This window comes from Methanothermus sociabilis, assembly GCF_055392295.1.
In genome coordinates, this window is the sequence record NZ_AP042467.1 from 137,760 (window position 1) to 155,927 (window position 18,168).

Below are 18,168 nucleotides of genomic sequence, written 5' to 3' on the forward strand. Positions count from 1 at the left end.
ACCTATTCTTCCTTTTCCTTTTTACTTATAAGTTCTTTTATCGGTTTTTCTCCCTCTTTCACAACTACAGTATTTACTTGAACAATGTCTTCAGAAATTGTGTTGCCTCTTACACTTTTACGTCGTCTTTCCCCTTTACGTCTTGGTTTAAATCCTGGTCCACTGGATAAAAGCACTTTAACTCTTCTACTACCTTCTATATCTTTTCTCATTGGAAATCCATCTTTGTCACTGCCGCCTGTTATTTTTAATTTATAGCCAGGTAAGCCAATGATTGAACCATCAAATTCATCTCCAATTTTTAACCCAATGAGTTTGTCTGTATCTGTTTCTATTTGGTATGATTTATCTTTGTGTGAAACTACAACTTTAAACACGAAAAATCCCTCCCCCTAGCTCAATGAATATCCAGTACCATAGGTAGGATCTACTTTTCTTTTAATTTTTACAATTTCTTCAAGTGTTTCTTGTTCATCAGCTGTTAATTCATTTTTTAATTGTTTTGATAATATTTTGTAATCCTTTTCAGGTATATCACTGTATAGTATATCCCCTTCTTCAATATTTCTACCAATTATTCCACCTTTTATAGATATGGCAACTTTTTGTCCTTTTTTTGCGGATTTTATATTTTTACCTTTATCTTGAATACTACCGACTGTTCCTACAACGTTTCCATCTTCTCTGATTAGATTGTATCCAGGTTTCAATTTACCAGCGAGTACTTCTATTCCTGTAATAGCTGGTTTACTACTTCTAAAAACAAAACCTGGTAATATTCTTATTTTAACAGGCCTTATAATACTTTCCATTAATGATTTCTTCCTTCTTTCTTTAATTTCTTTCATCCAGTCAACATAATCTTCAATGAGCTTATATATCACATTATTAGAAAATACTTTTACACCAGATTCTTCTAAAATTGTTTTTGCTGATGGTAATATCTTAACATTGAACGCTAATATGACACCATAAATCTCATCTGTATTTTTTGAAACTTCAGCTTCTATGACATCTCTTTGAGATACATCACCTATGTCAGCTACTCTAATTGGAACATCAGTTTCTTCTTTTAGTAATTTTATCACAGCTTCTAAAGAACCTAATGTGTCTGCTTTAATGACAATTCCTGCCTTATCTGTTTCAATTTTAACTTCTTCTAATTCTTTTCGTATTTCGTTCCGTATATCCTCTAAGTTTTCATCTTTTGCAACTCGTAAAGGAGATCCAGGAATCACATCTTTAACTCCTGGAGCAACAATTTTAACACCAGAAGCAGCGACTACTTCCTTAACACGCTTAAATTCTGTTTTACTTTCTCTTATTTCCTCAAGAGGTTTTGGTTTTAATAATGATCTAATCCTAGTGACCACAACATCTTCTAAAGTTAACAAAACTATCTTATCATTTTGTTTTAAAACACCGTCATATATTATAGCATCTAAGGTTGTACCTAATCCCTTTTCTTCCTTTACTTCAAGTATTGTACCTTTTGCTGGAGAATCTGACTCAATAGTCAACTGATCTTTTAAATATTGTTGTGCTAATCCAATCAACAAAGTAAGTAATTCAGGTATGCCTTCACCTGTAAGTGCGCTGATTGGAACAATGCTTACTTGAGATGTGAAATCAGTGACTCTATCAAATCGTTCTGCATTGAAACCTTCTTCATGTAAACTACCAACTAACTCATATATCTTTGTTTCTAAAGATTGTTGAACTTTTGGAACTTGTTTTTCAAAAGTTTCTAAAAAAGAAGAATTTTTATGTGTTTTCCATCCTCTTATCTTGTCTATTTTATTTGCAGCCACCACAAATGGAGTTTTATACATCTTTAATATGTTTAGTGCCTCATAAGTCTGGGGCTTAAAACCTTCATTAATATCAACAATAAGTATTGCTAAATCTGCTAGAGATCCTCCTCTTTTTCTCAAAGTTGTAAATGCTTCATGTCCAGGAGTATCAATAAATAATAATCCAGGAATAATTCGTTGGATTGAATATTTTTCTAATAAACCTTTACAAATTTCTTCAATTACTTTAATAGGTATTTCGGTAGCTCCAATATGTTGCGTTATCCCTCCGGCCTCTTTATGGGCTATAGCAGTGCCTCTAATATTGTCTAACAATGTTGTTTTTCCATGATCTACATGACCTAATACAGAAACTATTGGAGACCTTATTTTCATTATATCACTCATATATTATATCAGCGTCTGGCATATTATACTCAAATATTTCAGAATTTTTAAAGAACAATTTAATTTCTCTTTCAGCAGATTCTGGCGAATCTGAAGCATGAATTATATTTCTACCAATTTCTAATGCGAAATCTCCTCTTATAGTACCTGATTCTGCTTCTTTAGGATCTGTTGCACCAACCATTTTTCTTACAACACTTATACAGTTTTTACCTTTAAGTACTAAAACAACGACTGGCGACGATGTTATGTATTTTATTAAATCTTTAAAGAATGGCTTATCTTTATGTTCAGCATAATGTTTTTTGGCCAATTCTTTATCGACATCTACCATTTTCATTGCAACTATTTGTAATCCTCTTTTTTCAAAACGTTGTATGATTTCTCCAATTAGCCTACGTTTTACAGCATCAGGTTTAATCATCACAAAAGTTTTTTCCATCATTTTTTCTTAACCCATTTGACTTTTCTTGGTTTTCTTCCTAATTTCAGCATGTTCTTTTCACATTTACTGCCACAAAAGAAATATATAGTCCCATCTCTCTTAACAAACATTTTTCCAGTGCCTGGTTTTATTTTTTCGCCACAGAAGGAACATACTCTCATTTATAAATCACCTATGGTGGCTTGATCTCTCTAGCTTCTCTTATTGTATCTAGTAGCATTAATATGTCTCCCTCTCTCACAGGTCCCATGACATTTCTGGTTAATATTCTCCCTTTATCACGTCCTTCTAGGATCCTACATTTCACTTGGATAACTTCACCTGTCATTCCAGTCCTTCCAACAACTTCAATTACTTCTGCAGGCACGGCTTTTTCTTCTTCTATTAAAGCCATATAAAACCACCATTATTTTTTAATGCTTTCAATTTTTTCTATAATTTCATTTGTGAGATCTTCAGCTTCACCCGCATCTATTATGGCTGCAGATGCAGCTGATACATTTATACCGGCAGCGGCTCCTAATTCTTCTTTCTTTGGTACGTATATATATGGTATTTCTTTTTCTTCTGAAAGAACAGGTAAGTGTGCTACAATTTCTGGTGGGTCTACATTTTCAGCTATAATTACTAATTTTGCTATACCTCTCTCAATGGCTTTTGTTGTTTCATTTGTTCCTTTGACAATTTTTCCAGTGTCTCTTGCTATTTCCACGGCTTCCAATGTTTTGTCAGCTAACTCTTTTGGTACATCAAATTTCACATAGAATGGTTTTGCCATATTTCATCACCTCCAACTCATTGGCTCAGTTTGTAATAAAAGCTACGACAACCAACAATATATACTTTCTCTTCCCTTTAAAATTTTGGAGAAATAGATGTACAAAAATTTTTACAATAGTTATATAAATATTTTTCGCAGTAAAAATTTTATGGTTGAAGGCCAAGACCACACATAATTGCAGATAAAAACAATAGTATAAGGAGATTACCTAAAATACCGATTGTTATTATGATTGCAACATCTTTTGTTTTTATTTTTTCTTCCATTTAAGACACCTCATCACTTTTACTATAAGAATGTTTTATTATTCATGTCCCTAAAATTAAACCATACCAAAAAGTATAAATAAGAAAAATTATAATGAAAGGATACAGATAGGGCCGGTGGTCTAGTGGCCTAGGACGCCTCGCTTACGACGAGGAGGTCGCGAGTTCGAATCTCGCCCGGCCCATAAGTGGGTCCGTGGTCTAGTGGCCTAGGACGCCTCGCTCACGACGAGGAGGTCGCGAGTTCGAATCTCGCCGGACCCACTCTAACTTCTTTTTAATTTTAATGTTTTAGAACTATAATTGTCATAAAAACCAGTAGTATTGAAGAAAAAAATATTATTGTTCCTCTAATAAAACCTGTTTTTCTATTTGTTGCATAAGATAGAGTATACGAAAAAATAAAACAGAATAAAAGTCTTAAAACCCCCAAAAGTTCTTTAGGTACGGATTTTGTCCATCGTATTGTTTCCATTAGTGTTAGGGCAGCGACATAAACAATTAATACTTGAAACAATAAATTTTGTGTTAAACTTTTAAACGATGATTTTTCTGGTTTTTTTCTTAAGTCTACATGTTTAGTTTTGATTTTTCTAGGGAATCTAAATCTACTTGAATTATAAGAGGGTGAGATATCCTCTATTTCATCTGCAATATTTCTTTCTAATTCAGATTTAGATGATAAAATTGATTCCTCATCTATGATACTAATGTTTTTTGCTTTTGCATATCTTATAGCCTGTTGTGTGAATCCAGAAGATGCAATGATAATTACTTTAGAAATTTTTAGATACCTTTTTATCATCTCAATTTCTTTGATAAAATCAATTCCAACTTTCCAATCTCTATACAATACTATTATTTTAATTTTTCCAAGTTTTGAGAGTGACATCTGGGCGTAAAGGTCAATACGATTACCTAAAACCTTCAAATTTTTACGAATTTTAAACCCTGAATTTTCTAAAATGTTGGAAACAAAATTGATAACTTCTTCTCTAGTTGTCATTGTCACTCTCCAAACTTTATCAAATTATGTTATAGCTTATATCATATAAAAAAATTAATGATCTTTAGTTGGGGGTATCTGATGGATATAGAAAAAGATGTAGAATTGATAAAAAAAGATGCTGATAGAGTACCTAAATTCAAAAAAATTAAAAAAACTACGAAAATTATTGCAGATTTTACAGAATATTCTCCATTACATAAAGGGCATAGGTATTGTATGTTTAAAGCTAAAGAAAAAGTACCTGACGGAATATTTGTTGCTGTGATTCCAGGACCTACAGAAAGAAGTGGTCGTGGATTACCATACATTATGAGTAGATATGCACGTGCAAGGGCTGCTATTGCAGTTGGAGCTGATATTGCAGTTGAAGGACCTCCAATGGGTGTTATGGGTTCTGGACAATATTCATTATGCCTAGCAAAAATGTTTAAGGCTTTAAATACAGATTACATCCCAAGAGGTTATAAACCAGCCCCAAATTTCAATAAAATTCTCAAAAGAATAAACGATGGACATATAATTGTCCCTAAACCATATAAAATAATTGACACGACAACAAATGAAATATTACTTGAAGATCCACTAGAGGAAGATAATTATGTTATAGTTTCATTATCGAAATCTTTAGGTAAGATTGGATTTAATTTTAAAAATAAATTTATTTTTGTAAAAAGGATTTCTGGTGTAAGTGGGACAAAAATTAGAAATGCTGTGTATAAAGGGAAGCTTGAATCTGTCAAAGATATGCTACCAGAAGAAACATATAAGGTATTAAAAGAAGAATTACGTGCTGGAAGAGCACCTTTGTATAGAAATGAGGAAAAGATATTAGAAAATGCCAATACATTAAATTATGAAGAGTTGTTGAATCTAAATTTAATTGATGAAAAAACTGCTAAAAAATTGATAGCTAACAGACCCTATAAAAGTATCAAAGAAATTGAAAAAGCCATTCCAGCAGGTTTTAGTACTCATCATAAACAAAGAATTTTATCTGTTTTAGAAGCAAAAATTGATAAGGATACAATTTCCAAGTATATAGAAAATTATCCAGCGACAATCCGCGTGCTGGGGTATAAAGATTCTAAGACATTTAGAGTATTTAAAAATAACGTACCACATAGGAGGATAGTGACATGACTGTGAAAAAGGGAGATTTCGTAGAATTAGAATTTGTTGGGAAAATCAAGGAAACAGGTGAAATTTTTGATACCACTGACCCAAAAATTGCTAAAGACGCAGGTATACTTAAAAAAAATACGGTGTATAGGCCATTAGTTGTAGTTGTTGGTAAGGGACAACTCATACCTGGAGTAGATGAAGCATTAATAGGGATGAAGGAAAATGAAGAAAAGAGTATAGAAGTACCTCCTGAAAAAGGATTTGGTAAACGGGACCCAAAACTTGTAAAGTTAATTCCAATTACTGAACTAAGGAAAAGAGGTATTAAACCAAAAGTAGGCATGAGAGTAACAATCGACAATGCGGTTGGAAGGATTGTTAACATTACTGGTGGAAGAGTACGTATTGATTTTAATCATCCCCTTGCAGGAAAACATTTAAAATTAGATTTAAAAGTCAAAAAAATAATAAAAGATGATAAAGAGAAAATTAAAGGAATTATTAGTATGTATTACCCAAATGCAAAGTTAGAAGATATAAATGTTGAAATAAAGGATGGAACTGTTTCTATTGAAGTAGATGATACGTTTAAATTTGATAATAGGCCACATTCTAACATTACATTGACACAAGCTAGGATAGCAAAAGAAATTTGGGATAATATTGAAGGTGTCAAAAGAGTTGAATTTATAAGTGCATTTGAAAAAACTAAGGCCAAGTCAACAACTTAGGAACTTTTGTTTTCTTTATTCTATTTTTTATTAATTTTGGCCAGTTTTCATATTCAAAACCTTTCTGTGATAAGAATCCATATACCCATCTTGTCACACCTAATCCTGTACATCCTGTCCATATTCTATCATTGTGTGCCTCTCTAATTGAAAAACCATCTACAAAATGAGTACCATGGACATTTGCAGACACCACTGCCACATCTTCTTTACCTTTAAGTTTCATCTCATATTTAGGAATTTCTGGAAATTCTAAATTTCTTTCTTCAAATTCACGTCCTTCTAAATAAAATGGGTCATCTCCAACTTCAGTATACCATTCTAATTCCAATTTATCTGCTAATTTTTGTGATAATTCAACAGTTTTATCTCTAATTTTTTCCACATCTTCAGGTGTACCTAACCATACCATCTCTATTCTTTGGAATTCATGAACTCTATCTAGACCTTTGGCACCTCCTGCTTCCCAACGATATGTCCATCCACTTCTATCAAAAAATTTTATTGGCAATTCGCTTTTGTCAACAACTTCATGACTTAAAAATTCATAAAATGGTTCACATTGCGCTGGTGCAAGAACATATGAAGGGTCTCTAAGTCCTTCTTTTAATAAATTTATAGGAATTTCCTTTTTGATTATTAATTCATTTTTAAATTTTTTGAACAATTCAGGATCTCGTTTGGGTGCACTACAATAATACATGCCTTCTGGTAAACCTTCGAGATATCTCATCTTATACATTATAGATAATGGGATAAGTTTTGGAAAAAGACATTCTTCAAATCCTAATGGTTCAACGACTTTTTCAATTAACAAGGATTCAAATGCTCTACAGAGTGCAGCCATTGGAGGAGTATAAAACCATTGACCTCTTCCAGGAAATTTTTTAATCCATCCTCTTTTTATTGCTTCCTCTGTAGGATCCCCATCGAATAATGCTTTTCTTTTTTCACTTTTTGCTACAATTTCTCCAGCTTTGGCCTTTACAATTTTTTCTGTTAAAGTTTTTCTTCTTGTTGCTTGTCTGATAACTCTGTCAACGACATGTTTTCTTAATTCAGATTCATCTAATTTTTCAAACTTTACAATAAGATTATCATTTTTAACTTCAACAGAAGCAACAAACGGTAGATCCTCTATTTCAGGATTTCCTCTAGGTATTATTGCTTTACATTCATCGACTTTAATTTTCCTAACACCAATATGATATTTTGGACCCAAAAGTTGGGATAATGGATTTTTTAATCTTAATATAGCGTCATGTGCCCTAATTTTTCTACCTGACTTTATTTTTATTTTTATAATATTGTCTTCCAACTTCCAATCAGTTATTTTGGCAGCTTCACTTTTATCCTTAGTTCCTTTTACCAATAATGTTTTATTTGCATCTTCTATAAAATTTTCCAAATCCTTTTTCATTTCTTTATTACTACCACTTAGTATTATTCTACCTTTTACTTCAAACTTCATTTAATCACCAATGATTTTTAAAATTTTTTCTGCTATAATTTCTGCTGCTATTAGGTCGTCTGCAGTCGCTAATGCACTTCTTACAGAATTATTCTTTATTTTGAATAAAATTTTATTATCTATGACAGAACTCTCAACAAAATTGTAGTTGTCAGGTTTTAAGGCATTATGGACAATTTCTGCCTCTCTTTTATTTTTGTATTTCATTGTTATTTTTATTTTTGTTTCCATACTTGTAACCTAATACCTATTTTTAATTTTTTCAGCAATTTTTTTAACAGCTGAAAAAGATTGAGATTTATATTTATATGGTGGTGTATTTGACATGTCGGCCTTTATGATATTTTTATCATAAGGTATTGTTCCTAAAACATCTAAACCTATTTCTTTTAACTTGTCTTCAATAACTTTTTTTTCATAAATATTTGATATTTTGTTTAATACTACTTCTATGTTTTTTATTCCTATATCTTCTGCAAGTTTTTTAATTCTTTTTGCAGTATTTATAGATTTTAAACTAGGTTCAACAACAATTATCATTAAATCTACAGATTCTGCAACCCTTCTTCCTAAATGTTCTATACCTGCTTCCATATCTAAAATCACTATTTCATCCCTTTTTAATATAAGATGTCTTAACAATGCTCTCAAAAACACAGAAGCAGGACAAATACAACCTTCCCCGCCTTTCTCAATTGTGCCCATGACTAAAAGTCTTAAATTGTCGTTGATTTTGTAAGAATATGAGTCAGGGATATCACTTACATAAGGATTGATTTTAAAAACTTCTCCAAATGTAGATCCTGGTTCTGCCCCAGTTCTTTCTTTAATTAATTTTTTCATCTCAGACAATGGTTTTATGTTATTATTAACTCCCATATTAGTTGCCAGATTCATATCAGGGTCTGCATCAATTGCAAATACATTATAATCTTTTGATAATATATAAGCTAACATGCTTGCCAGTGTAGTTTTACCTACGCCTCCTTTTCCAGTTATTGCCACTTTCATATTTTTTACACCAACTACATACAATTGATTAATGAACTATGAGTACTGGACATGTTGCATGTCTAGTTATTTTTTCACTTACGCTTCCAAGAAGCAATCTATCTAATCCTCCTTTTCCAGAAGCTCCCATAACTACCAGATCTATTTTATTTTCTTTAATATAATCTAAAATTGTATTCACAACATGTCCTTCCTTTAGTTTTGTTTTTACCTTTAAATCTTCATTGAATTCTTTTATAATTTTTTTAGTTTCATGTAAAATTTCAGATGCTTCCATTTCCATTAATTTTTTATATTGTATCATTGTATCTTCTAGACTTACACCTAACAACGTTGAAGTGTCAATGACGTTAAGTACAATTATTTCTCCTGAACTTTTTTCTGCTATCCATGCAGCATGTTTTGCAGCTTTTTTTGCATATTTTGACCCATCTGTAGGTAATAATATTTTTTTATACAAAATCACCACCTCTTTCTATACAATAATAATTATGAGATATATATTGTTATGCCTTCAACAGTATTAATACAAATTGGTCTTTCAATTAGCTAAATTTACTATTTTACCATCTTTTATGACATAATGGATGTCATGTGGCTCAAGGCGATTTATTATAGATAACCAAGGATTTGATGACAATTTTTTAACAATGAGTATGTCTGCACGATATCCTTCTTCTATACAACCTACATCGCCAAAAATAGGCAACGAATTTGTTGTTGCCATCTTAATTACTATTTTAGGATCTAAATATTTTCTTGAGAAACCCCTAGAAACTTTAAGTGTGTATTCCATCTCTCTTATCATATTTGGAGCATTAAACATTACATTATCACTTCCAAGGAGTAAATTTATATTTAAGTGTAGTAAGTTTGAGATAGGAGGTATACCAGTGCCTAAAATACCATTTGACCGTGGACACAAAACTACAGACACATCTGAATTCTTTAATAATTCTATGTCAGCTGATGTTGGATTTGTCACGTGTATTAACATGTCAAATCCTGTTTCTAGTGCCCTCTGAACTTCTGTTTTTCCAGTGTTTTTTAATGATATTTTTTGGGTTTTTACATCTTCAGCAACGTGAATTGCAGCTATTTTTTTATTTTTTTTGCATTGAGACACTACAATTTTAGCTATATTGTCATCTATTTCACCAAAGCCACTTAAACCAACTCCATCACAATAACTTAAAAGATTTTTTGTTTTTTTTCTAACTTCATTTCTTTTAGCATTGGGATTATAAAATATGGGATCACGACCTAAAAATTTACACTCAATAGGTAAGTCTTTAATTGCATCTCTAACAAGTTTAATACCTTCAATACCACCCTCTCTAAAATCTATAAATCTTGTTGTCCCAGTCATCAACATTTCTTTTACAGATCTTTTTACACTTTCAACTATTTTTTCTTTAGGAGTTTTCTCAAGTAATCTATGTTTTATTCCATTTGGAGGTTTTACAATTTCATCTAAACTTTTACCGTCCGCAATGTCTTTTGCAAAAGAATCTGCAATATGTATATGTGAATTTGTAAAAGAAGGAAGTACTATGCATCCTGTAGCATCTATTTTTTTTCCATGATTAAATTTATTATTAGTTATCTCAATGATTTTGTCATCTTCAATAACTAAATTAGTTCTGACAGGTTTCAATTCTTTACCTAAAAGTACTAATCCATTTTCAATAATTAACATAAACTTATTTTTTACATATAACTCCTATTTACACTTTCCTCATTGTTATTTTTGAACGATGACTTGTTTCCATACCTTGTTGTTAAATCTTTTTGCATTGCAGCTTCATAAGATCCATATCTTTTTATTATTTGATCTTCTATTGGAATAGCTCTCTTAATTGCTGCACGCACATGTTTTCTTCTTATATATTTGCTTCCTTCCATTACAGCTAAATCTCCAGCCATTCTTATTATTCCACTTAGATCACGTAATCGTAATGAAAGAGCATTATCTGTGTCATCAATTACACGTGCACGTCTTTTAGATTCTTCTATTAACTCTTCTACAGCTCCTCTTGTTGCATGGGGTATTTTACCATCTTTAACAATCTCCTGTGCAACAAATTGTGCCATTTTAGCCCTATTTTCTTCAGTATCTGGCATTGTAACATCTAACAATATTTCATATCCTTCTCCTTGTATTCTAGATCTTAATGGTGGTAAAATATATTGTAAATCTGAAACATTACAAGCAGCTATAAATATGAAATCACATGGTACATCTTCAACTCTTACAGAACTTCCAGCACTTTGTGGATTTCTACCAACTATAGGAAACTTTTTTTCCTGCATGGCAGTAAGTATAAAGCGTTGTAATCTTGCAATATGTGCTATTTCATCTATAAATAACACTCCTTCATGTGCTTCATGTATTGCTCCTGGTACAACTCTTTCATATGGATGAGATCCTAACTCAGGGTGACCACCATAGGGGTCGTGTCTCACATCTCCTAAAAGCTCTGTCTCACTAGCTCCTGTTGCCTGCACAAATGTTTTCCTATTTAGAGGTACTATAACATTTCTTTTCTCCCTTGAGAAACGACCTCTTCTTTCAAAACTTCTTGGTCTCAAAATACGGATTTTATTTCCACCTACTCTTTCATATATTACTACTTCTTCACGACCATTGATAATTTTAGTTGTAGTCACTCTTTTTTTAGGAAATGACGTGCTACTTCTTTTGTTAGAGTCAAACATTCCTAATAGTTCTCTAACGTGTCTTTTTTGAGAATTTAATTCAGCAAACTTATCACGACCACATTTTGGACATATTTTTTCATATGCGGAACTATATTCCTTACAATGTACACATCTAAAACCCAGTTTCTCTGCTACATTAGCTGGAACTTCTTTTGGATCTATTAATTTACCAGAAGATCCTCCAAATTCTTTTGATTCTTTCTCTATTTCTTTTCTTTTTCTTACTTCAACAATTGGTCTTTCAGGCCTTTCTGGATTATGTAAAACAGCTATTTCTTCATTTGGTTTGGGTAAGTATGAAGAAATTGCTTGTGCAATTAATGATTTTCCAATTCCAGGAGGACCAACAAGAAGTAAATTTCTCCTTTGTTTAGCAGCTATTTTAATAATAGGCATCACATCGTCATGTCCAATAACTCTATCAAGAGGATCTTCAGGTATTAATACATCTTCCGTAGTGTTTATGTCTTCCAAAAACTCTTTTCTCATATCAACATACATCTATAACCCTCTATTCGTAATTATATTAATTTCAACAGGTTTTTTTACTAACCCACCACTTCTTACAGCGACCAAATATTTAATACCCTTCTCTGATGCAATATCAACAATTCTTTGAGTTACAACACCATCAAAGACAACGGCATACGCATCATTATTTATATTTTTTAATTCATCATATAAATTTTCAACTCTTATTTCTTTCATTATATTCAGAGTTTCATCTAATATTTCTGCGTTTCCTGAGCCTATTAGTTTTTTAAGCATATTTTTAAGTATAGTTTTTTTATCCTTTCCTTTTGAAATTCCAAATTCTTGATAAAACTGTTCTGCAGGTATTTTATTACGAAGAGCCTCTATAATTTCATTTTTATCTAATTCTTCAACTTCTTTACCTTTTGGAGCCCTAGCAATGTAATCTACATCGGCAACCTGTAGTATTTCTTTTAATATTAATTCTCCTCCTCTATCACCATCAACAAAAACTGTAACTGTCTTTTCACGACTTAAATCTATAACAGTCTGAGGAATATTTACACCTTCAACTGCTATGGCATTTTTAATACCATGTTTCAATAAGTTTAAAACATCCGACCTACCTTCCACAACAATTATGGCGTCAGAAGTAGAAACATTTGGCCCTGCAGGTAATTTTTCTTTACCGTATTCTGTTATTTCATGACTACGAACGGCTTTTTTTACTTCTTCAATCATTTTCATACTTTCAGGAGCTACTTGCTCCATCATTTCAGCGTATATTTCCTTGGCACGTTCCACTACTTTTTTTCTTTTTACAGATCTTATGTCTTCAACTTTTTCAACTTTAATTTTAGCTTCACATGGGCCAACTCTATTTATTGTTTCCAATGCTGCAGCCAATATTGCTGTTTCAACTCTGTCAAGGCTGGATGGTACAATTATTTTTCCTTTAGATTTGCCATGACGAGATTTAATTTTGACTTTAATTCTTCCAATCCTACCTGTTTTTTGAAGTTCTCTCAAATCTAAATCATCAGTTAATAAACCCTCCGTTTGACCAAATATAGCACCAACAACATCAGGTTTTTCTACAACTCCATTTGCTGTGATTTTTGCATGAATAAGGTATTTAGTAGTATTTATTTCTTCTTTACCCATGATTAATCCTCCTGAAAATTATAACCATTTTCAAAATCTAATAAATAATCATTGTGCGATGTGTAGGGACATATCTCAAACTTTAGTCTGTCAAGATATTTTGGAAGATTCTCAATGTCTTTGATGTACCGTTTTGTCATTGCTTTAAGTTTATATCTTATCTTCGTGTTCACACGACAGCCCAAGCTCTCTATGTTTTTACGCAACTTATTAGCTAATTCTTCACCTTTTTCATCAAAATCCGTAAGTATTATAGCCTCTGATGCAGTTTCTGCCACTAGATATGCAATTTCAATTAATTTGAGCGGTGATCCAGAAATTTTGATAAAATTTCCATTTATCCCTAATCTTTGTAGGGCTTCTTCATCCTTTTTACCTTCTATAAGAATAGGAACGCCTTTTTCTGCATAAAATTTTAATTCTTTTAATTCCTCTTTTAAACAATGTAAAGTTCCCAGTGTCATTTTAAATCAAGGTTACAGTTATTGTTCTTATTATTAATCACAAGTAATATATAAAAATTAGTATTTGAAAAAATAAAAAGGTGATTCACATGTTAAAAACCAAGATTTCACCAAGAACATTGCTCAAAGGTTTTTCAAAAAAAATAGATTTAAGCTTAATTTCTACTCCTCAAGTTTCAGATGCTCTTTTTGATCTTACAGGTAAAAATTATGCTCTTCATAACATAAAACCACTAAATAATCTTAAAGTGTTTGGAAAAGTAGTGACAGTAAAAACCAAAGATTATGATTGGGGGACTTCAGTAAAAGCCATTGACATTGCAAATGAAAATGAAGTTATATTTATAGTAACTGAAGGTAATTCAAACGCTGTTTGGGGTGAATTAACATCGAAAGCTGCAAAAATTAAAAATATTGCTGGAACTATAATATGTGGAGCATGTAGAGACTTACATGCAATTAAAAATATAAGATACCCTGTTTTTGCTGAAAAGGTTGTCCCAAATGCTGGAAGTCCTCTATGTAAAGGCAAAATAAATGTAGAAGTAAAATACAATGGAATTAAAATAAAACCCAATGACTATGTCATTGGAGATGAGTGTGGGGTAGTTGTTATTCCAAATGAATTATTTGATAAAGTAATTGAAAAAACTAGAGAAATAAATGAAAAAGAAAAAGAAATAAAAAAGAAGATGTCTGAAGGTTTCTCTTTATCTGAAATATTAGAATTGTAATTTAATAGCAAAAATAATTAATAATATGGCTACTACATATTTTAAAACTTTTTTTGGATATTTATATGCCATTTTAACACCAAATCTAACAGACAATACCCCGGTAATGTTTATTATAAGTGATTGTAAAAGATTAACATAACCTATAGAATATGATAAGTTTTGAGCATTGGTAGAGAAGATATAAATTAAAATGCCACCTAATGAAGTAATAGTTACAACAAAAGTAGATGTTCCTATTGATTTCAATAAATCAAATCCAATAATTGTTAATAATGGAACAAGAATTATGCCACCTCCAATACCAAACATTCCAGAAAGAATCCCGGTAAGTATCCCTATAGGTATGAGATAACTAATATTATTGAGAAAAACATTTTTTTGGAAAGTTAAAGTTTTGGGATTTACATTCCTAATTAATTTTATAGCCAAAAAAACTAATAACAAGGCAAAGAATATTTTTAAAAATTTTACAGGTAAAATTAAATTTATGGTAGCTCCTATTATTCCACCAATAAATCCAAAAAAAGCTATTAATGTGCCTTCCTTCCACAAGACAGAACCTCTTTGTGCATGTTCATAGGCACTTACCATGTTTGGAATAAATGTAGATAAGCTAGTGGCTGTTGCCATTCTAAATGCAAAACTTTCATTAACTCCTAAAAAAATTTGATTTAAAAAGAAAAATATAGGAACTAGTATAAATCCACCACCAACTCCAAGCATCCCTGTTAATGTTCCAACGCCTATTCCAGTAATTATAAGTATTATTATGTAACCCAATATATCTATGCTCATACTTCAACCTATTAACTTTATCTAAGAGGTGAAATTTCTTGAAACTTAGAGTAATGGGATTGTTTTTCATAATTATGGCATTCCTCATGCTAAACCCGCATGTTAAAAATTTAGTGACACCGTTTACACATATATTCTTAATGGGATCTTCTGAAGGAAAAGATATTTTATTTTTTTCTTTGATGGGTTTGTCAATGATTTTAAGTCCTTTATCTGAAAATAGAATATTTAAAAAATTTAATAGAGAAGTTTACTTGTCAGTAGTTTTATTTTTAGCATTTCTTAGCTATCTTATTTCTGAAATTATTGAAATTTACATTCGTTATAAATTTTCAGTCTCGCCCTTCACAACTTTTGTTGTTTTATCACCAACGCCAACATCCACTAGCATTTTACATTCACATATTTTTAAAGCTTCTTTAAGTCCTATATTCCAAAAATTTGTAATTTCCAAAAATATTCATATAGGCACGTCTTTATTACATTACATTCCAAGTTGGCTGACAGTTTATGCAACTATAGTTCTCTTTTTAATATATTTTTTTGGTTTGTTATCTCTTAGCGAAAGAAAAATAATACAAAAAATCTTAATTATATTTGGATTATCTACTCTAATAATTGGAATTATTGATGGAGGGATATTTGCAACGCCCTCACTGGTAGGGTTATTTATTTTGTTTTATATGAAATTTGCCACCACTGATTCTCCAACTGGTAAAAATCTAATAAAACCTACATTAATTATTTTGATTATAATTTTTATAGGCCTTGCTCTTGATATAACTCATTCAAATACAAAATTTTACGAAGTAACGGCACTAAAAAATAACAACGAAAAGATATACTCATATATGCCAGGTAAATATAATGAAAGATGGCTTATAAATCACTTAACAAAAAAATTTGAAGGAAAGTACATAGCTTTCTTTATGAGTTGGAATTTCTTTTCATATTGGTGATAGTTATGATCAGAGTTAGCATAGTAATACCTACATACAATGAAGAAAAATTTTTACCAGCTTTGCTTGAGAGTATCAAAAGACAAAATTACAAAAATTACGAAGTTATAATTGCTGATGCAAATTCTACAGATAAAACTAGAGATATAGCAAAATCTTACGGATGTAAGATAGTAGAAGGTGGAACACCAGCAGTTGGTAGAAACAGTGGAGCAAAACATGCCAATGGGGATTTATTATTATTCTTAGATGCAGATACAATTTTGACACCTAATTATTTAGAAAAATTGGTAAAAAATTTCATGAAAGAAGACATAGGAATTGCTATCACCCAAATATCTCCAGTTTATGGAAATGTTTTAGAAAAAATTTTACATGAAATCGCAAATAAAGCTGTAAAAATGTTAGAACCCGTAAAACCTCACGGATCAGGAGGATTTGGCATTGCGACATGGAAAATTTTACATGATAAAATAGGAGGTTTTGATGAATCATTGGACTTTGGAGAAGATACAGATTATATTCAACGAATGTCTAAGATAACTAAATTTAAAGTCCTAAAAGAACCACGTCTTTTAATTTCAACTAGAAGATTAAAAAAAGAAGGTTTAAAAAATCTAACAGCAAAATACACAAAGAGTACAATACATCAATTTCTTGGAAAGAATGTAAGTGCAAAAGAATTAAATTATAACTTTGAGTATAGAGATGTAGATGCCCCATCAGTTAAAATTGTTGATGAAATCTTTGGTAAAAGGAAAAGAATACTTTATGGTGTATGTGGGGAAGGAATGGGTCATGCTATTAGGAGCGGTGTAATATTGGAAGAATTATCAAAAAAACACAGTATAAAAATATTGGCTAGTGGAAGAGCATACAAATATTTATCTAAAAAATTTGAGGATGTGTATGAAATAGGTGGTTTTAATACAGTTTATGAAAATAACAGGGTTAACACTATAAAAACATTCTTTGAATCTATTAGAAGATTTCCAAAACATCTAATATCAAATTTTTGGACAATATATCGCATAGTTAATGAATTTAATCCTCATATAGTAATTTCTGATTTTGAGTTTTATTCTAGCTTATTTGCAAATATAATGCGACTCCCACTTATAAGTATTGATAATATTCATGTGATATCTCGTTGTAAAATTAAATATCCTAGAAAATATTGGTGGGATAGGATAAAAGCAGAGATAGTTATACGTCTTTTTGTCATAAAGGCTAAAAAATATCTTATAACAACATATTATTTCCCACAGGTTAAATATCCTGAGAATACGAAATTATATCCGCCAATTTTAAGAAAGAAAATCATAAAATTAAAACCTAGTTATGGTGACCATGTTTTTGTATACCAAACTAGCAAAACTAATAAAAAATTACTCAATGATTTAAAGAAAATAAACCAAAAATTTATCATTTATGGTTTCGATGAAAACAAGGAAGTAAAGAATTTAAAATTTAAAAAATTCAATGAATCAGAATTTTACGATGATTTAGCTTCTGCAAAAGCTGTGATAACAAATGGTGGTTTCAGCCTAATTAGTGAAGCTTTATATTTAAAAAAACCAATACTTAGTATTCCAATCCAAGGACAATTTGAGCAAATATTAAATGCATTATACCTAGATAAATTAGGCTATGGTAAATTTATTGAAGAGAGTTCGGTTGGAAAAATTATGGAATTCTTAAATAACCTAGATAAATATCGTGAAAAGCTTAAAGATTACGAATATTGTGGAAATGATTTCTTAATTTCAGATCTTGAGGAAATTATTGATGAATATGCTAAACCTGAAAAATATTAG

Annotated in this window: 21 protein-coding genes and 2 tRNA genes; 7 read left to right on the forward strand and 16 right to left on the reverse strand. The window is 30.9% G+C overall.

The features are described from left to right. Positions 1–2 precede the first annotated feature (2 nt). The 6 genes from ACZ5LY_RS00755 to rpl7ae are packed head-to-tail and all read right to left on the reverse strand — an operon-like array spanning position 3 to position 3,424. A complete protein-coding gene (locus ACZ5LY_RS00755; protein ID WP_013413525.1) occupies positions 3–377 on the reverse strand; it encodes a 30S ribosomal protein S6e in 375 nt (124 codons plus the stop codon). 15 nt (positions 378–392) lie between these two features. Further along, the gene (gene infB / locus ACZ5LY_RS00760; protein WP_464577675.1) at positions 393–2,189 is read right to left on the reverse strand and encodes a translation initiation factor IF-2; all 1,797 of its coding nucleotides are present in this window, start codon (positions 2,187–2,189) and stop codon (positions 393–395) included. 4 nt (positions 2,190–2,193) lie between these two features. Further along, positions 2,194–2,646 carry a nucleoside-diphosphate kinase gene (gene ndk, locus ACZ5LY_RS00765; protein WP_013413527.1) on the reverse strand — a complete coding sequence of 151 codons (453 nt, stop codon included), beginning with the start codon at positions 2,644–2,646 and terminating at the stop codon, positions 2,194–2,196. After that, positions 2,643–2,807, reverse strand: a complete 165-nt coding sequence (locus ACZ5LY_RS00770) for a 50S ribosomal protein L24e (RefSeq protein WP_013413528.1) — start codon at positions 2,805–2,807, stop codon at positions 2,643–2,645. Before ACZ5LY_RS00770 ends, ndk begins: the two co-directional genes overlap by 4 nt. An 11-nt stretch (positions 2,808–2,818) precedes the next feature. After that, on the reverse strand, positions 2,819–3,040 hold the full coding sequence (locus tag ACZ5LY_RS00775) for a 30S ribosomal protein S28e (protein WP_013413529.1): 222 nt from the start codon (positions 3,038–3,040) through the stop codon (positions 2,819–2,821). Positions 3,041–3,052: 12 nt separating this feature from the next. Further along, positions 3,053–3,424, reverse strand: a complete 372-nt coding sequence (gene rpl7ae, locus ACZ5LY_RS00780; RefSeq protein WP_464577676.1) for a 50S ribosomal protein L7Ae — start codon at positions 3,422–3,424, stop codon at positions 3,053–3,055. Between the two features lie 380 nt (positions 3,425–3,804). Between rpl7ae and ACZ5LY_RS00785 the strand changes: the two genes are divergently transcribed. Together ACZ5LY_RS00785 and ACZ5LY_RS00790 are read left to right on the forward strand one after the other, a co-directional pair. Continuing rightward, positions 3,805–3,878, forward strand: a tRNA-Val gene (locus ACZ5LY_RS00785). A gap of 5 nt (positions 3,879–3,883) precedes the next feature. Then, positions 3,884–3,957, forward strand: a tRNA-Val gene (locus ACZ5LY_RS00790). A gap of 19 nt (positions 3,958–3,976) precedes the next feature. Here ACZ5LY_RS00790 and ACZ5LY_RS00795 read toward each other — a convergent pair. Beyond that, positions 3,977–4,699 carry a restriction endonuclease gene (locus tag ACZ5LY_RS00795; RefSeq protein ID WP_013413532.1) on the reverse strand — a complete coding sequence of 241 codons (723 nt, stop codon included), beginning with the start codon at positions 4,697–4,699 and terminating at the stop codon, positions 3,977–3,979. An 81-nt stretch (positions 4,700–4,780) separates the two neighbouring features. Between ACZ5LY_RS00795 and ACZ5LY_RS00800 the strand changes: the two genes are divergently transcribed. Both ACZ5LY_RS00800 and ACZ5LY_RS00805 read left to right on the forward strand, forming a co-directional pair. Then, complete coding sequence (locus tag ACZ5LY_RS00800; RefSeq protein WP_464577677.1) at positions 4,781–5,842, forward strand: nucleotidyltransferase family protein; 1,062 nt, start codon at positions 4,781–4,783, stop codon at positions 5,840–5,842. Further along, a complete protein-coding gene (locus ACZ5LY_RS00805; RefSeq protein ID WP_013413534.1) occupies positions 5,839–6,555 on the forward strand; it encodes a peptidylprolyl isomerase in 717 nt (238 codons plus the stop codon). Before ACZ5LY_RS00800 ends, ACZ5LY_RS00805 begins: the two co-directional genes overlap by 4 nt. On the opposite strand, the gene serS is transcribed toward ACZ5LY_RS00805, so the two are convergent. The 8 genes from serS to ACZ5LY_RS00845 form a co-directional block, all read right to left on the reverse strand. Beyond that, positions 6,533–8,026, reverse strand: coding sequence for a serine--tRNA ligase (gene serS / locus ACZ5LY_RS00810; RefSeq protein WP_013413535.1), 1,494 nt, complete (start codon positions 8,024–8,026; stop codon positions 6,533–6,535). The two genes, ACZ5LY_RS00805 and serS, sit on opposite strands and share 23 nt — an antisense overlap. Then, positions 8,027–8,257: a KEOPS complex subunit Pcc1 gene (locus ACZ5LY_RS00815; RefSeq protein ID WP_013413536.1), complete on the reverse strand. Its 231-nt coding sequence runs from the start codon at positions 8,255–8,257 to the stop codon at positions 8,027–8,029. A 9-nt stretch (positions 8,258–8,266) separates the two neighbouring features. Beyond that, positions 8,267–9,037, reverse strand: coding sequence for an ATP-binding protein (locus tag ACZ5LY_RS00820; protein WP_464577678.1), 771 nt, complete (start codon positions 9,035–9,037; stop codon positions 8,267–8,269). Between the two features lie 28 nt (positions 9,038–9,065). Beyond that, on the reverse strand, positions 9,066–9,497 hold the full coding sequence (locus ACZ5LY_RS00825; RefSeq protein ID WP_013413538.1) for a universal stress protein: 432 nt from the start codon (positions 9,495–9,497) through the stop codon (positions 9,066–9,068). Between the two features lie 81 nt (positions 9,498–9,578). Continuing rightward, a complete protein-coding gene (locus tag ACZ5LY_RS00830) occupies positions 9,579–10,736 on the reverse strand; it encodes an amidohydrolase family protein (RefSeq protein WP_013413539.1) in 1,158 nt (385 codons plus the stop codon). Between the two features lie 11 nt (positions 10,737–10,747). Further along, positions 10,748–12,259: an ATP-binding protein gene (locus ACZ5LY_RS00835; RefSeq protein ID WP_013413540.1), complete on the reverse strand. Its 1,512-nt coding sequence runs from the start codon at positions 12,257–12,259 to the stop codon at positions 10,748–10,750. Further along, a complete protein-coding gene (gene dnaG / locus ACZ5LY_RS00840; protein ID WP_013413541.1) occupies positions 12,260–13,396 on the reverse strand; it encodes a DNA primase DnaG in 1,137 nt (378 codons plus the stop codon). A gap of 2 nt (positions 13,397–13,398) precedes the next feature. Then, a complete protein-coding gene (locus tag ACZ5LY_RS00845; RefSeq protein ID WP_013413542.1) occupies positions 13,399–13,860 on the reverse strand; it encodes a toprim domain-containing protein in 462 nt (153 codons plus the stop codon). An 89-nt stretch (positions 13,861–13,949) separates the two neighbouring features. Between ACZ5LY_RS00845 and ACZ5LY_RS00850 the strand changes: the two genes are divergently transcribed. Then, a complete protein-coding gene (locus ACZ5LY_RS00850; protein WP_464577679.1) occupies positions 13,950–14,594 on the forward strand; it encodes an RraA family protein in 645 nt (214 codons plus the stop codon). Here the strand turns inward: ACZ5LY_RS00850 and ACZ5LY_RS00855 are convergent. Then, positions 14,583–15,392: a sulfite exporter TauE/SafE family protein gene (locus ACZ5LY_RS00855; protein WP_013413544.1), complete on the reverse strand. Its 810-nt coding sequence runs from the start codon at positions 15,390–15,392 to the stop codon at positions 14,583–14,585. The two genes, ACZ5LY_RS00850 and ACZ5LY_RS00855, sit on opposite strands and share 12 nt — an antisense overlap. A gap of 38 nt (positions 15,393–15,430) precedes the next feature. Between ACZ5LY_RS00855 and ACZ5LY_RS00860 the strand changes: the two genes are divergently transcribed. Further along, positions 15,431–16,351, forward strand: a complete 921-nt coding sequence (locus ACZ5LY_RS00860) for a hypothetical protein (protein ID WP_013413545.1) — start codon at positions 15,431–15,433, stop codon at positions 16,349–16,351. Positions 16,352–16,356: 5 nt separating this feature from the next. Continuing rightward, positions 16,357–18,168 (forward strand): MJ1255/VC2487 family glycosyltransferase, encoded by a 1,812-nt coding sequence (locus tag ACZ5LY_RS00865; RefSeq protein WP_245526743.1) that lies wholly within the window; start codon positions 16,357–16,359, stop codon positions 18,166–18,168.